This is a genomic window from Rhizobium sp. P38BS-XIX, from assembly GCF_012641435.1.
Taxonomy (GTDB): domain Bacteria; phylum Pseudomonadota; class Alphaproteobacteria; order Rhizobiales; family Rhizobiaceae; genus Rhizobium.
The window spans coordinates 471,228-483,330 of record NZ_JABAIJ010000004.1; the positions used below are offsets into that span (position 1 = coordinate 471,228).

Annotated in this window: 15 protein-coding genes; 13 read left to right on the forward strand and 2 right to left on the reverse strand. The window is 57.5% G+C overall.

Features of this window, described 5'->3' with window-relative positions; genetic code table 11:
- Positions 1-5 precede the first annotated feature (5 nt).
- The 4 genes from HGP17_RS16500 to HGP17_RS16515 all read left to right on the forward strand — a co-directional run bounded on the left by HGP17_RS16500 (position 6) and on the right by HGP17_RS16515 (position 2,251).
- Positions 6-401, forward strand: coding sequence for a DUF779 domain-containing protein (locus HGP17_RS16500; protein ID WP_168810780.1), 396 nt, complete (start codon positions 6-8; stop codon positions 399-401).
- Positions 402-484: 83 nt separating this feature from the next.
- The gene (locus HGP17_RS16505) at positions 485-1,081 is read left to right on the forward strand and encodes a DJ-1/PfpI family protein (RefSeq protein ID WP_168810782.1); all 597 of its coding nucleotides are present in this window, start codon (positions 485-487) and stop codon (positions 1,079-1,081) included.
- A 20-nt stretch (positions 1,082-1,101) separates the two neighbouring features.
- Entirely contained in the window at positions 1,102-1,452 is a 351-nt protein-coding gene (locus tag HGP17_RS16510) for a ribbon-helix-helix domain-containing protein (protein ID WP_168810784.1), read from the forward strand.
- A gap of 220 nt (positions 1,453-1,672) precedes the next feature.
- Positions 1,673-2,251, forward strand: coding sequence for a hypothetical protein (locus HGP17_RS16515; RefSeq protein WP_168810786.1), 579 nt, complete (start codon positions 1,673-1,675; stop codon positions 2,249-2,251).
- Here the strand turns inward: HGP17_RS16515 and HGP17_RS16520 are convergent.
- On the reverse strand, positions 2,232-2,852 hold the full coding sequence (locus HGP17_RS16520) for a TetR/AcrR family transcriptional regulator (RefSeq protein ID WP_168810788.1): 621 nt from the start codon (positions 2,850-2,852) through the stop codon (positions 2,232-2,234). The genes HGP17_RS16515 and HGP17_RS16520 overlap by 20 nt on opposite strands.
- A 60-nt stretch (positions 2,853-2,912) precedes the next feature.
- On the opposite strand from HGP17_RS16520, the gene HGP17_RS16525 reads away from it, so the two are divergent.
- A complete protein-coding gene (locus tag HGP17_RS16525; RefSeq protein WP_168810790.1) occupies positions 2,913-3,881 on the forward strand; it encodes an alpha/beta fold hydrolase in 969 nt (322 codons plus the stop codon).
- Between the two features lie 107 nt (positions 3,882-3,988).
- Complete coding sequence (locus HGP17_RS16530) at positions 3,989-4,978, forward strand: aldo/keto reductase (RefSeq protein WP_168810792.1); 990 nt, start codon at positions 3,989-3,991, stop codon at positions 4,976-4,978.
- Positions 4,979-5,152: 174 nt separating this feature from the next.
- Here HGP17_RS16530 and HGP17_RS16535 read toward each other — a convergent pair whose 3' ends face one another.
- Positions 5,153-5,851: a RibD family protein gene (locus tag HGP17_RS16535; RefSeq protein ID WP_168810794.1), complete on the reverse strand. Its 699-nt coding sequence runs from the start codon at positions 5,849-5,851 to the stop codon at positions 5,153-5,155.
- A 174-nt stretch (positions 5,852-6,025) separates the two neighbouring features.
- On the opposite strand from HGP17_RS16535, the gene HGP17_RS16540 reads away from it, so the two are divergent.
- From HGP17_RS16540 to HGP17_RS16570, 7 genes are all read left to right on the forward strand, one after another.
- Complete coding sequence (locus HGP17_RS16540; protein WP_168810796.1) at positions 6,026-6,919, forward strand: LysR family transcriptional regulator; 894 nt, start codon at positions 6,026-6,028, stop codon at positions 6,917-6,919.
- A 216-nt stretch (positions 6,920-7,135) separates the two neighbouring features.
- Positions 7,136-8,170 carry an aldo/keto reductase gene (locus tag HGP17_RS16545; RefSeq protein ID WP_168810798.1) on the forward strand — a complete coding sequence of 345 codons (1,035 nt, stop codon included), beginning with the start codon at positions 7,136-7,138 and terminating at the stop codon, positions 8,168-8,170.
- 94 nt (positions 8,171-8,264) lie between these two features.
- Positions 8,265-9,764, forward strand: a complete 1,500-nt coding sequence (locus HGP17_RS16550) for a helix-turn-helix transcriptional regulator (RefSeq protein WP_168810800.1) — start codon at positions 8,265-8,267, stop codon at positions 9,762-9,764.
- A 191-nt stretch (positions 9,765-9,955) separates the two neighbouring features.
- Positions 9,956-10,135 (forward strand): CsbD family protein, encoded by a 180-nt coding sequence (locus HGP17_RS16555; RefSeq protein ID WP_168810802.1) that lies wholly within the window; start codon positions 9,956-9,958, stop codon positions 10,133-10,135.
- 50 nt (positions 10,136-10,185) lie between these two features.
- Entirely contained in the window at positions 10,186-10,470 is a 285-nt protein-coding gene (locus HGP17_RS16560; protein WP_168810804.1) for a BON domain-containing protein, read from the forward strand.
- Between the two features lie 55 nt (positions 10,471-10,525).
- Positions 10,526-11,044 carry a DUF992 domain-containing protein gene (locus tag HGP17_RS16565; protein WP_168810806.1) on the forward strand — a complete coding sequence of 173 codons (519 nt, stop codon included), beginning with the start codon at positions 10,526-10,528 and terminating at the stop codon, positions 11,042-11,044.
- Positions 11,045-11,177: 133 nt separating this feature from the next.
- The gene (locus tag HGP17_RS16570) at positions 11,178-12,044 is read left to right on the forward strand and encodes a PhnA-like protein (RefSeq protein ID WP_168810808.1); all 867 of its coding nucleotides are present in this window, start codon (positions 11,178-11,180) and stop codon (positions 12,042-12,044) included.
- The last annotated feature ends 59 nt before the right edge of the window (positions 12,045-12,103 follow it).

Consider the following 12,103-nt stretch of genomic DNA (forward strand, 5'->3'; position numbering starts at 1 on the left):
CGGTTATGGACGACATAGGCACCGAGCCAAGGGTTCTGGCGACAGAAAAGGCGCTCGATCTCATTCGCGAGATACAGGAAGACCACCCCGATATCCTCTTTCATCAGTCCGGGGGCTGCTGTGACGGCTCGTCGCCGATGTGTTATCCGGCGAACGAATTCATGGTCGGCGACAACGACGTCAAACTCGGCGAGATTGGCGGAGTGCCTGTCTACATCAGCGGCAGCCAGTTCGAGGCCTGGAAGCACACGCAGCTCATTATCGATGTCGTGCCGGGACGCGGTGGCATGTTCTCGCTCGACAATGGGCGGGAGAAGAGATTTCTCACCCGCTCGCGCCTCTTTGGCGGCGGCGAGGCCTGTGCGATCCCCGATATCGGCGGCAAGCCGGCTGCCCGATAAACTCGGTGTAGTATTCGTCTAATACCCGTGGGGGAGATTTCTTTGTTAGGATAGGCCTGTTGGTTTTGAGGGAGGAGCAAACGATGCCAGCAGCAAAGATCCTGATGATAACAGGTGATTTCACCGAAGACTATGAGACCATGGTTCCGTTCCAGACGCTGCTTGCCTGCGGCTATACGGTCCATGCCGTCTGCCCTGGCAAGAATGCCGGTGAGACGGTGGCGACTGCCATTCACGATTTCGAAGGCGATCAGACTTATTCCGAAAAGCGGGGTCATAATTTCGCATTGAATGCGACTTTTGCCAGCATTCGCGCCGAAGATTATGATGCGCTCGTCATCCCGGGTGGCCGGGCGCCGGAATATCTCCGCCTGAATCCGGAAGTCATCAAGGCGGTTCATCATTTCTTCGAGGCCAATAAACCCGTTGCAGCCATTTGCCATGGCGCACAATTGCTGGCGGCTGCCGGCGTACTCAAGGGACGCACCTGCTCGGCCTATCCGGCCTGTCGGCCCGAAGTCGAGCTTGCCGGGGGTCGCTATGCCGACATCGCCATCAATGATGCGGTGGCGGACGGTAACCTCGTTACCGCGCCGGCGTGGCCAGCGCATCCATCATGGCTGAGGCAATTTATGGCGGTCCTCGATGCTGCCGCGTTGTCGGAAGCTGACGCAGCCTGAGTCGTAGCGGGGAGGCATCGATGTGCGAATTGTTCATCAAGGCAGATAACAAGCTCTGGGAAAGCACGACGCGCTCCTTGCGCATCGATGGCATGGTAACGAGCGTCAGGCTGGAGAATTTCTTCTGGTCCAAGCTGGAGGAAATCGCGCGGCGTGACGGTATGAATGTGGTGCAGTTGATCACAAAGCTGCACCACGAATCGATAGACGCCGGTCATGATCTCGGCAATTTCACTTCGTTCCTGCGGGTCTGTTGTGCCCGCTATCTCGATTTGCAGCTTGCCGGTGAGATCTCGCGCGATCTTTCACGACCGATTGCCGGACTCGACGCCCCGGCAATTCTCGATCGGGAACGCTCCAAATATCATTGATAGCATGGCCGGACACGTTTCGGTCGGCATGCAACGCCGAATTCTCCCCGTGACTTTACGAGAAATACAACCCTGAGAGTATTATTCGGCGATAGATACACCCAATTATTCAAGTCTTAACCAACCCTTGATAGTAATATCGATGTCGACTATCGCATGAAGGGATAGGGTTGCTGCCAAGCTTCCATGAGGGAGAAGCCGAGGCAATTGAGGATTTGCGATGACCTTAATTCCGCCCACACCGTCTGCGGCCCTCGCGATTTTGAAACAGATGAATGCCGGCGCTGTCACGCCGCAGCGCTCTCAATCTGTATCGGACGGTCTGATTGCAGTGGCGACCGGCCAAACGAAGATGGTGAGCGTTTCCAAACAACCGACATCAGAACAGTCCAAAATCTCCGAGGCAATTTTTAGCGTCAACGGCAAGACCGATGTAACGAAGATGAAACTCGATCTCATCTATCGCACGGGCAAAGCTTTGGGCGTCGAGCATGAAGACTATCCTTCGATGGACGATTTCGCCAAGGCCATGCTGAAAGCCTATCGGCAGCTGGAGCCGAGCGAAGTCAACGCCATCGAACACGATCTCGGGCTGGATAAGCTGGGTCTGTCGCTTTTGGATGTCATCGAGAGTGCGAAGAATCCCGAACGCAACGATAAAGTGACGCGCGCTCTCAAGCAGCAGTTGGATAAGACGAACGACAAGGGCAGTGATGATCAGGCAAACCAGCCGCTGATCGGTGCACCTGACGATGCTGACGTCTATCAGCCCTATCTGATCACGTCGTTCGGCCGGTAGGTGGCACGGCAGATAAGTTTGAATTGCTGATCCCGTGCCTGACCAGATCGGCCGCGGCCTCTGCCGCCGTTTCCATGTAGCTTGGGTCGCGATGCAGCAAAACGACGGAGAATGCGCCATCCAGAAGCAGCATGACCTGGCGGGCGAGTGATGCTGCCTCGCTGCTAGCTCCGGCTTTTGTGAAGGTCGATGCGAGCCAATCCTCCACGCGTTTTTTATGAGCGCGCGCGACGACGAGCGCCGGATGGCCGGGAAGATTGATCAGTTCTACGGATGTGCGCAGGAAGCCGCACCCCTTCCACTTTGCACTGCGCGCGGAGTGCGCCAGCTGGCGAAAAATGCCGGCAACCTTTCCGGAGACATCGCCCTCCGCTTCGTCGAACCAGCGCTTGAAAAGGGCAAGGTTCGGCTCGTCCCGCGTTTGCAGATGCGCCGCGATCAGATCATCCTTGCTACGGAAATGATAATAGAGCGTGCGTTTCGTGACGCCGGCTTTCTCGGCAATCGCATCGACGCTGACGGCGCGGATGCCGTCGCGATGGAACAGTTTTCCGGCCGCCTGTAGGATACGGTCGCGTGTCGGCAGGCTATTGTCTTTCATGGTCCAAGTATACCGGGTAGTGAATATACACGCTAACGCATTCACCCCATGCTGACAAGCATGAGCGACAAAGCAGTTCAAGCGCCAGCCGCAAACGGTCAGTCCGTATCCATTCGTTGCCAGGATGGCGTGATGCTTGGCGGGCATCTCTGGCGCACGCCGAGCGACACTCCGAGCGGCAGCGTCATTATCAATCCGGCGACAGGCGTCCTCGCCCGCTACTATCATCGCTACGCGCAATTTCTGGCACGGCACGGGTTTGATGTGCTGACCTTCGATTATCGTGGCATTGGCCAGTCGCGCCCGCAGCGTCTGCAGGGCGTTCGCTATCTTTGGCGCGAGTGGGGTGAGCAGGATTTTGAGGCGACGCTTCGATTGATGGCCGATCGTCATCGCCGCGGGCCGCTGATGGTCGTCGGCCATAGTATCGGCGGCTTTCTGCCCGGGCTGGCCAAGAGCGCGCCAATGGTCGACCGGATTCTGACCGTCGGGGCGCAATATGCGTGGTGGGGAGACTATGCGCCTCGCCGGCGCCTTCGTCTGTTTGCCAAATGGCATATCGCCATGCCGGCGATGACGGCGCTTTATGGGTATTTCCCAGGGAAGAGACTGGGCTGGTTAGAGGATTTGCCAAAAGCCGTCGCAAACGAGTGGAGTTTTCGCGGCCCTTGTTTCGAGCGCAGCCATCCGAAGGGAGAGAGGGCGGAGGTGTTGCGGCGGATGGCGGCGGTGACGGCTCCGATCCTGGCGGTTGCCGTCTCCGATGACGAGCTCGGCACCGTGCCCGCTGTTCTCCGATCCCTAAACTATTATAGCGGCGCGGAACGTTTGGCCGTCTTGCTCGAGCCGTCGGATCTCGGCCGGGATTCGATCGGTCACTTCGCTCTTTTTCACGACAGCTATGCGACCAGCTTCTGGATGGATACCCTCTCCTGGCTGCGAGAGGGCAACAACCCCTGGCCAAAATCCGTGCTGGACGTCCAATCGTCCGCTATGCGCGCAAAGGGTGCTGGTCTTCGGTATTCATGAAAGATGAATATGACCGCATGCCGATTATGTCGCCTAATCGTTAAGTGGCGCTTCGCATATGGTATCCGCATCGAACCTGAAATGCTCGCCGGAGCAGGAGAAATGCGATGAAGAAGCGTGTCCTTGGAAATAGTGGCCTTGAGGTTTCCGCCCTCGGTTTTGGCTGCATGGGCCTTAATTTCAGCTACGGCCATGCGCTTGGCAGAACGGAAAGCATCAAGCTCGTTCGTGATGCGGTTGATCGCGGTGTTACTTTTTTCGACACGGCAGAAGTCTACGGCCCCTACACAAACGAGGAAATCGTCGGCGAGGCCTTGAGGCCTGTCCGCGATGAGGTCGTGATCGCGACGAAATTCGGTTTTCATATCGAGAATGGCAAGATGAACGGCTTCAATAGCCGTCCCTCGCATATTCGCGACGTGGTGGATGCGTCGCTGAAGCGGCTGGGCATCGAGGTTATCGATTTGCTCTATCAACACCGGGTCGACCCCGAGGTGCCCATCGAGGATGTTGCCGGTACGGTCAAGGATCTGATCGCCGCGGGCAAGGTGAAGCATTTTGGCCTGTCCGAACCGGGTGCGCAGACCGTGCGCCGCGCCCACGCAGTGCAGCCGGTCACAGCACTTCAGAACGAATATTCGCTTTGGACACGCGGACCCGAAACCAACGGAATCCTGCAGGCCTGCGAGGAACTGGGCATTGGTCTCGTTGCCTATAGCCCCCTCGGCAAGGGTTTCCTGACAGGAGCGATCGGCAAGGACACGCAGATCGGGGACAATGATTTCCGAAAAATCCTGCCGCGCTTCACGCCTGAAGCCCTGGAGAAGAACCAGGCGCTGGTCGATCTGTTGCAACAGATCGCAGACCGGAAAAACGCGACGCCTGCGCAGATCGCGTTGGCATGGTTGCTGGCGCAAAAGCCCTTTATCGTCCCCATCCCAGGAACGACGAAGCTTCATCGCCTCGAGGAAAACCTGGCGGCAGCAGATGTCGAGCTGAGCGTGTCCGATCTCAATGAAATCCATGGCGCGGCCGCCGCTATCAAGGTCGAAGGGGAGCGCTATCCCGAGCATTTGATGAAGACGACCGGCCGCTAATATGTCACGCGAAAGCGCTGGGCGACAAGGACTTTAGTAAAGTCGAAGCTGGCGGCGCTGGACGCGAATCTTGCAGATCGCGATACACTTTGACGTTAAACCAGGGTGGAAGTCGCCTGCAATAGCGGCCTTCCAGCCCGGTCATATGATCGTGACATGGGTCTCGGTCCTGCTTTAGGCGACCGAGACCGCGTAACGAAGATAGATCACGCCATAATCCAAGACGTCACAGCTTTTCAGGGAAAGCTGTACTTTGTCCGCCAGTCCTTCCTCGCCGAATTCAACGATGCTTTGGCTTGCAGAACGACCGTCTAGTGCGGGTGCAACAAGCACGCTGATCTCGTCCACAAGACCTTGGGCTAATAAGGAGCCGTTGATACCCGCACCCCCTTCCAGCAAGAGGCGCTCAATGCCGAGTTCCTGATTGAGCGTGTCGAACATCATCTCAAGATCCGGCTGCGACTGCTGCGAAACGATGTATGAAATGCCATCGCTTGCCAATTCGGCAAGGTGGCTATCCGGCACATCCGCACCAAGCAGAACGACAATGTGATCTCCATCGATCTCATTGCCCGTGAAGTGCAATTTGCCCGACATGTCGACAGCGACAGCATACTGCGCAGCCTCGCGATCGGCGAAGTGAGAGGGCCGGTGGACTTTGTCGTAGCTATGGGGCGGATGTGGATTACCCTTGCTCATTTCGGCCATCGTGATGCGGCCGACCATCCAGGCATCGCCCTCGAGCTTTTCATGGCACGATTGATAAAGCGCTGACCAATCGCTGCGCTGTCCATCGGGACTTTCCGTCCACCGGCTCGGATGCAGCCCACCGTCGATGGATGAGATCATGTGGCAGATAACATAAGGTCTCATAGTCTATCTTTCCAAATAGTGCCGCCCGGCATTTCTTGATCCGCTCGCGTGATAAGCGAGATGCCTTTCTTCCGGGGAATTGCAATCAAGGCTGCCTCCCGGTGGAGTTTAGACTTGTTGGATTGATGGAACCATACGATATGAACCGCATGCAATCATATTCGGAGTTCATGAATGCAGCGCGAGGAACTTGTCGATCTGAATGCGTTTGCCGTCGTCGCCGAAGAAATGAGCTTCACGCGGGCGGCCGCCAAACTTGGCACATCTCAGTCCTCTCTTAGCCACACGATCCGGCGTCTGGAGGCGCGGTTTGGCGTGCGCTTGTTGACGCGTACGACCCGCAACGTTGCGCCTACCGAGGCGGGAGAGCGACTGCTCGGCACGCTTCGTCCGGCACTGGACAGCATTGGAGCGGAACTCGCATCCTTGAGCGAATTGCGTGAGAAACCAGCCGGCACGATCCGTATCACGACTTCGGAACATGCTGCCACGACCGTTCTCTGGCCTGCGATCGAACGCCTTTTGCCGCAATATCCCGACATCAATATCGAACTGAGCATTGATTCCGGATTTCGCGATATCGTGGCCGAACGGTTCGATGCAGGCGTGCGCCTCGGCGAGGCGCTGGCCAAGGATATGATCGCTGTCAAAATCGGCCCCGACGTTCGAATGGTGATTGTCGGCTCTCCCGATTATCTCGCCAGGCATCCTCAGCCGAAAGCGCCGGGTGATCTGGCGGACCATAATTGCATCAATCTGCGCTTGCTGACCGCTGGTGGCCTCTATGCATGGGAGCTGGAGAAGGAAGGTCGCGAGCTGCGTGTCCGAGTGGATGGCCAGCTTGTTTCAAACAATATCGGCATGATCGTGCGAGCAGCCAAAGCGGGGTTGGGACTTGGTTACGTCACGGAAGATCATGTCGCAGAAGATGTGGCCAGCGGCCGGCTGATCCGGGTTCTCGATGACTGGTGCCCGCCATTCCCCGGCTATCATCTTTATTATCCGAGCAGGCGGCAACCTTCGGCGGCATTTTCCCTTCTCGTCGATGCGTTGCGCTATCGCCCTTGACTCACATGTTGCGCTCTTGCCTGCCTGAAAAGCATAAAGGAAGCCATCGGGACGATCGCTGATCCGCCGTCAAGCGACCTTGTGTCGGGTGCGACCCATTGTCCGGAATCCGGAATAGTAAAATCATGAATTGACGTCTAATTCCTTTTATCGGAGACCATTACATATATATCAGATTTTATGTATATATATTCCAGGCGCACTGGGGGACAGTGAATGCAACTTGATGATTACGCCGTGCTCGGCCGGTCGAGCTTGCGCGTCAGTCCGCTTGCTTTGGGCACCATGACGTTCGGGGAGGGGTTTGAGTGGCAGTCGCGCGTCAACGAGCCAGCGGCGATCCTGGAACACTATCTTGGCCTTGGCGGCAACTACCTTGACTCAGGCAGAGAAGAGGCCAAACCGGGTTCGCAGACGGTTGTCGGTGATTGCCTCTTGCAGAAAGCAATCGATCGACAACGGCTGGTCATCGCTGCAAAGTTTTGCGTCGACGAGCCTGGTGTCAGGCTCGGGCGCGACGCCATAATCGCGGCATGCGAGCAAACTCTGCGCCGCTTGCGAACGGATTATCTTGATCTCTATTGGCTCGACAACTGGGACATGCAAACGCCGCTGGATGAAATATTGGCGGCACTGAATAGCCTCATTCAATCCGGAAAACTGCGCTACTTCGGCATCTCGGATGCGCCGGCATGGAAGGTCGCCCACGCGCACGTGCTTGCGCAACTCCATGAGTGGGCGTCGTTCATCGGGCTTCAGATCGAATACTCACTGGCAGCACGACTGTTTGAGTCCGAGCTTATCCCGATGGCGCGTGGCATGGGCCTTGGTGTGGTCTCGCACTCTCCGCTGAGTGGCGGCTTGATCAGCGGCAAATATACCCGCGACAACATCGCGAGCGTGAAATCCAAGCCTGCGCCCTGGTTTGCCCAGCATCCCGAGGAGCAGCATCTTGAGATCGTTGATGCGCTGATCCGCATTGCGGGCGAACTGGAGACAACCACTGCCCGTGTCGCCTTGGCGTGGGTCTTGGCGCGTCCCAGCATTTCGTCTGCCATCATCGGCGTGCATACTCTGGAACAGCTCCAGGACGACCTCGGAGCGCTCAACGTTCAGCTATCACCGGAACAGACGGCAACGTTGGATGCTTTGACAATGCCGGTCCATTCAGTTCCTTTGCCGCTGTTCCTGCAAAATGCGGTGCCGGCCGCTTGTGTGGATTACCCAGTGACGAACAGAAAGATTTCCTGATTGGCGTACGTCTGCGTTGACTGTCGGGTCCTCGTCGCTTTTCTTAACTGCACTTTCTCCTATGTAATTGGCCGACGCCACGAAGGGGAACAGCATGAGCGACGGATTGCAGCCGCCGAACGTCAATAGGAACGTCCTGCGCGAACTCGTTGCAGGATTAAGCGACGGTATCATTCTCCTCGATCCCGAGGGGACTATTTCCTGGGCGAACAGCGCTGCGCTGCAGATGCATCGGATTTCCGCTGTGGATGAACTGGGCGGAGACGCCATCGGCTATCGACAGGCTTTCACGCTGCGCTACCGCAACAATCACCTTCTGGATGAAGGGCAGTATCCGATCGAGCGGCTGTTGAACGGCGAAACGGTGGATGAAGTCACCGTGGAGATATCGCCGGCTGCGGATCTGGATCTCGTCTGGGTTCACACGGTGCGCAGCCTGATCATCGCTGATGCCGGTGCCCGGCCGGATGTGCTTGCGCTTGTCATTCGAGACGAGACGCCATTGTTCGAGGCGGAGGAGCGCTTCGAGCGCGCCTTTAATGCCAACCCCGCGCCCGGTCTGATCTGTCGACTGGACGACTTTCGCTTCATCCGTGCCAATCAGGGCTTCGTCGAGATGACCGATTATGCCAAGGAGGACGTAATCGGGAAAACCGTCGACGAAATCGGCCTTTTTAGCAATTGCGATACGGGCGAGGACGCTCTTTCCAAACTTGCAGACGGGCGCTTGATCCGCCAGCGAGAGGCGCTGATCCCGCTGCCGAAGGGTGGTGACCGGCTCGTGATCGTCGCCGGTGAGCCGATCGCTGTGGGTGAGGAGCCCTGCATGCTGTTCACATTCGCCGATCTGGATGCGCGGCGAAAGGCCCAGAATGCGCTTCGCCAGAGCGAGGAGCGATTTTCGAAATCATTCCGCCTGTCTCCTGCGCCCACGGCGATTTCCCGCCTGGACGATCTGGTGTTCACCGAGGTCAACGACGCCTTTGTGCAGCTGTCGGGCTATAAGCTTGAGGAGATTATCGGGAAGACTGCCAGCGAGCTGCGCTTGTGGGAAGACATTTCGGCACGGCGGGCCATGGAAAAGAAACTGGCGGACAATATGCCGCTTCGCGACGAAGCGATGCGGATGAAGCTGAGGGATGGCGGAACGGCGGAGTGTCTCGTTTCGGCCGAGCGTGTCGAAATCAATGATCAGCAATGCATCATCTGGTCACTGCAGGATGTTACGGAACGCCGCCGCAGTGAATCGGAGCTGGTTGAAGCCATTGAAAGCGTGATGGCGGACACCTCATGGTTTAGCCGCTCGATCGTCGACCGGCTTGCGACTTTGCGCCAGGCATCCAACGGCAAAGTGCCGTCCGCGCAGCTTCTCGACCTTAGCGATCGCGAGCGAGAAATCCTTGCACTGATCTGTCGGGGTCAAAGCGATGCCGAGATGAGCGAGACGCTGCATCTTTCCAAGAATACCATTCGCAACCATGTTGCGTCGCTCTATGCAAAAATCGGAGTCAACAGGCGCTCCTCAGTCGTCATATGGGCGAGAGAGCGCGGTTTTAATGGTGTGTCGGCATCGCCAAAGGCGCAAAAACCATGAATGCCCACGCGGACTGGTGGCGACGTTATCGCGAGAAATATGCGCCGAAGGTCTTAAAAAGGCTATTTTCTACTAATATGAATAGTAGTTCCTGCTCTCCAAGTGCACGCGTGGCAGCCCTATTTCCTTGTTCATGGTTTCGGTTTGATGCCGCTACCTCTTCTTTTGAATAGACCAAAGGAGAAACGACAATGGATAAGAATCGTGTCAAAGGCGCAGTCAAGGAAGCAAGCGGCTCCATCAAGGAAGTCGCGGGCAAGCTGACCGGCAATGATCGCCTAAGGGCGGAGGGTGCCGCCGAAAAGGTCGAGGGTAAGATCCAGACCAAGATCGGCAAGGTCACGGACGCCGTCAAGAACGCGCTCCGTTAAATTGACGGACACGAGGGTAACCGCTCCTGCGATCTCGCCGAGGCTCTACGATGCTTTTTCTGGCCAAGCTTTCATCGCCGACGACATCGTCTGATAGCTGCGCAAACTGTGCAGCTATTCGGTGCCTGATTGCCTATGCCGATGGACTCGAAGACTCTGAGATCGACGTTGCTGCGATCGACGGCGCCGTCGTCCTTTCGGGCGTCGCATCCTCCGACACAGCTCGTGAGCGGGCGCTCGCGATTGCCGGCGAATATGCCGGAATGCGTATTGTCAACAATATTGCCATTCGTGCTGATCGAGGGTCGTCAGGCCAATCGAAAATCGGCGCCTGAGCACACGGTCTGAGAAGATCGAGGGCCTTACTGTGCTCTTTTGAGAGAGAAAACCATGAAAAAGATCCTTATTGCGGCAGTGATGATGTCTGTTGCCTTGACGTCTGCTGCTTCCGCCGCCAGCACGCATCACCATCCCAAGAAGCGGCCGGCGGAAGTCGCAGCCGAGCCAAAGGAACGCCTGGGCACGCTGTCCTGCGAAGTTGCCGGCGGTGTGGGGATGATTATCGGCTCCAGCAAGAAAGTCAGCTGCACGTTCAAGCAGAGATCCGGCAAAGTCGAGCGCTACACCGGGACGATCGGTAAGCTCGGTATCGATGTCGGAATAACCGGCAAGTCGTATCTCAGCTGGATCGTCGTCAATACCGCACCGACGCGCGTCGGCGATGGTGCTCTTGCCGGCACATATGTTGGTGCTTCGGTCGGCGCCTCCGTCGGTCTCGGCCTCGGTGCGAACGCCTTGGTCGGCGGGAATTCCAAGAATTTTGCCCTACAGCCGCTGAGTGCGGAGGCCGGAACCGGCCTCAACGTCGCAGCCGGCGTCTCTCGCCTGCAGCTGAGTCCAGCCAGCTGACGGCGACCGGCAACGGCGACGCAATCCGCAATCGCGCGCCGTTGCCATTCCTTTCGCATCCAGTCCCAACCCGAACATCAGCAGGTCAACAGTCGATGGCCGGCTCCCTGAAACGTGTCGCGAGGTTAGTCCCGTGAGTGAATCCAGCTACAACACCAGCTTCCTCTCATCAGCAGATACTCCGTTTCTGAGACGAACCTCCTGGGGCGCGATCCTTGCGGCATGCGCGATTACCCTAGCATTGCAGATTGCGCTCAATCTGCTGGGTGTCGGCATCGGGGCAGCGGTTATCGATCCCGGGAGTGTGCGAACTGCAAGCGGCTTAACGGCCTCGCTGTCTGGAGCTGCATGGTTCATCGGCTCCGGTCTGGTCGCATCCTTTGCCGGTGGTTATGTCGCCAGCCGTCTTTCCGGGGCGATCTCGACCACCATCGCTGCCTTGCACGGATTGGCCGCTTGGGCGGTTTCCATGCTGATTGTCGTCTATTTGCTGACTACATCGGTCGGCGCAATTGTCGGCGGAGCGTTTCATGGTGTCGCGGAACTCCTGTCGGGGACTGGCAAAACGGTGCAGACTGCAATCGTCAGCGCTGCGCCAGCCATCGGTAATATGTCCAACCCGATGGATGCGATCACGCAGCAAATTCGCGATAGCGGCAACGATCCTCAGGCGTTACGTCAAGCGGCAATCGTTGCGGTTCAAGCTGTCCTCACCGGTGATCCCGCAAAGGCCGATGATGCACGTAGCCGTGCCGTTGATGCGTTGGCACGTGCACAGAACATACCGACCGATCAGGCAAGGAACGAGGTTACGCAATACGAGCAGCAATACCACCAGTCCGTTGATGCGGCGAAAGCACACGCCGCAGAAGCGGCCTCGGCAACAGCAAAAATCGTATCGGCCGGTGCATTCACCGCCTGCATCGCTCTCGCTCTAGCCGTCGTGGCATCCTGGATCGGCGCGGCCCTGGCCGCGGCAGCCAATCGCAACCAGTATTAGTCTGACCTTCCGGCAGAAAATTTGACGTCCGGCGGCGCCCGGCAGAGCGCCGCTTCACC